Source organism: Mesorhizobium sp. M1A.F.Ca.IN.022.07.1.1 (assembly GCF_003997575.1).
Lineage (GTDB): Bacteria > Pseudomonadota > Alphaproteobacteria > Rhizobiales > Rhizobiaceae > Mesorhizobium.
Map to the genome: position 1 here is coordinate 1 of NZ_RZST01000535.1, position 2,536 is coordinate 2,536.

The 2,536-nt window shown below is 63.9% G+C and carries 3 protein-coding genes; 2 read left to right on the top strand and 1 reads right to left on the bottom strand.

The annotated features are described in order from the left end of the window. The coding region (locus tag EOA75_RS31755) for a DUF1403 family protein (RefSeq protein WP_127326058.1) at nucleotides 1–145 on the top strand (145 nt) is incomplete at its 5' end. 2 nt (nucleotides 146–147) lie between these two features. Continuing rightward, complete coding sequence (locus EOA75_RS31760; RefSeq protein ID WP_127326059.1) at nucleotides 148–843, top strand: SMC-Scp complex subunit ScpB; 696 nt, start codon at nucleotides 148–150, stop codon at nucleotides 841–843. 10 nt (nucleotides 844–853) lie between these two features. Here EOA75_RS31760 and EOA75_RS31765 read toward each other — a convergent pair. Beyond that, a partial coding sequence (locus EOA75_RS31765; protein WP_281058590.1) for a 3'-5' exonuclease occupies nucleotides 854–2,536 on the bottom strand: 1,683 nt, incomplete at its 5' end.

The window sequence follows — 2,536 nt, forward strand, 5'->3', positions numbered from 1 at the left end:
GCTCAACGAGGACGCCGTTTCCGGATCGCTGTCGACGAAGAACCTGTCGCGTTTCGCGGCGCGACGGCTCTTCGAACGCCTGCGGCAACTCGAAGCCGTGCGCGAGCTGTCGGGCCGCGCCAGCTTCCGGCTGTTTGGGCTGTAGCGATGAGCCAGGCATCCGTCCGCCGCAAGCCTGACGATCAGCCGGCGCTGCTCGACACCGAGCTCGAGCACCTGCCGCCGGAACTGCGCTGGCGCGAGTGGATGGGTCGCGTCGAAGCGGTGATCTTCGCGGCCAGCGAACCGGTGACACGTAGTGTCCTCGCGCGGGTGGTGGGCAGAAACTGCAACATCGATCTGATCATCGAAGACATTCGCGCCGAGCTCGCCGGCCGCCCCTACGAGCTGGTCGCGGTCGCGGGCGGTTGGCAGCATCGCACCAAGAAGGTCTTTGGCGATGCCATCCACGCCGCCTTCGGCACGCCGGCGGGGGAGGGTGCAAAAGAGCTGTCGCAGGCGGAGGCGCTCGTGCTGATGTGCATCGCCTATTTCCAGCCGATCACGCGCGCCGAGCTTTCCTCCTTCTTTGGCAAGGAGGTGTCGCGCGATCTGATCGGCGTGCTGCGCGCGCAGGATCTGATCGCCTCGGGGCCGCGCAGCCCGCAGCCGGGCGCGCCCTACACCTATGTGACGACGAAAAATTTCCTGTCGCAGTTCGGGCTCGACACGCTGCGCCAGCTGCCGGATTTCGAGGCGCTCGAGGACGCCGGGCTGCTGTCGAAGGAAAAGCTGCTTGCCGGTGACATCATCCCAGGGTTTGCAAATATCAATGGCGGCGGCAGCGTCGCGCTCGACGAATAGATGATCCGCATCAAGGCGGGACAATCCAGGCGATTTCGCCGCTCGTCAGATAGACGATCGCGCCGCGCATGGCGCCGGTCGCAGAGAGGTAGTCACGCAGCTGCTGCACATGTGCTTCGCGCATAGCAGGTGCGGGATTGACGTCCGATTTCCAATCGATGGCAGCGTCGACACGGTCTTCGATGATCGCCAAAGCGTCGGCCCGCCCGGCAATAAGGTTCACCTCGTCGCGCCCCCAGATTGCCATCTCGGGCACAAGGTGAGGCCGCAGTTCGGCGATCTGCGGCAAAGCGAGCCCGCGGAGCGCCGCTGCTCCCATCTCATCGGGATCGGGCTGAGGTCCATCGTCATTTACGTCGGTCACCAATTGATTGAGCAGTTCGCGAGCGCGGCTAACGCTTGCGCCAAGTTCTCCCGCAAGCTCGCCGGTAAGAAGCTCTTCCATCAGCTTGTGAAGGATGACGCCTCGGCGGGCTCCGGCACCGACCACCTCGAAATGCTCAATGTGGCTCTCCGAAGTTACGACGCCCTCGAGGGGGTCGCCGAGTCGATCGGCATCGTGTTCGCTAGGCCGGCGCCATACTAGCGGCGGCGCGCTTTCCTCGACGCGCCGCTGCTCCGCGACAAAAATATCGGAAGACTGCTCGTTGGGCAGAGACGCCGATGCCGGCATTTCGCGCCGCGCAAAGGAGGTAAGGTCCAGCTCAGGAATGTCCAGCTGACGGAGGTCTATCGAGCTGAACCAGGAATCCTTGGACGCCTGGGGGATGTGCGGGAGGATCAGGAGATCCCGTGCCCGTGTGCACGCCACGTACCAGATACGCTCACGTTGATTGGCATCCTCCAGGCTTTCCGCGGCGCGCGCTGCAGCCAGCTCCGGCGGCGCGACGCCCCCCAGCATCCAGTGCAAGGTGTTGTCGGATTGCCGATGCACGAACTGATCCGGCCGGTAGAGTTCGGTCGTCGAATTGACCGGAATGACGATTGGCCACTCCAACCCCTTCGCGCTGTGAATTGTGACGATCTCGACGGCATCCTTAGCAGCATCGATGCGTCCTTCCTGAGCCCGGGCCTTGCGCTCCCAATCTTCCTGCAGATCGCGAATGAAAGCGCGCAGGCCAGCGATCGAGTAGCCGCGCGCTTTCTCAATCATCGCGTCGAGGTTGACGAGCGCGCGGGCATTCCTGTTGCGATGTCGCGCTGCCATGATCACGCGAACATTCAGGCGTTCGATGGCCTCCGCCAAAATCAGGCTTGGGGTCACGATCGAGGCGCGCCGACGAAGCCGCTGCAATTCGACGAGAATATCTCTGGCGACACCATGCTGCACGAGCTCGGGATCCGTCCGCACAGTGAAAAAGCGTTGGCCATCGTCCTGCGCGGCAAGGGCTGAGGTGATGTCGAGGAGTTCCTGTTCGCTCAGGCCCACCAGCGGCCCTCGCATTAGCGCGCCAAAGGCGAGCGTGTCGGAGGAATCCGCCAGGACCCGTAGCAACGCCAGAATGTCCTGCGTCTCCTGCCGCCGCATCAGAGTCTGGCCGGCTTGCGAGGAGACCGCGAGGCCGCGCTGCTCAAGCGCGCGCTCGTAACGCCACAGTTCCGTGTGTCCCGGCGAGAGCAGCGCGATGTCGCCGGCCTGCAGCGGCGTGGATGTCTTGTCCGCACGTTCTATCGACACATTGCCGATCAAGGC

What these genes read in the sequence shown, in the direction of transcription:
- EOA75_RS31760 (WP_127326059.1), top strand. Translation starts at nt 148, where the DNA reads ATGAGCCAGGCATCCGTCCGCCGCAAGCCTGACGATCAGCCGGCGCTG.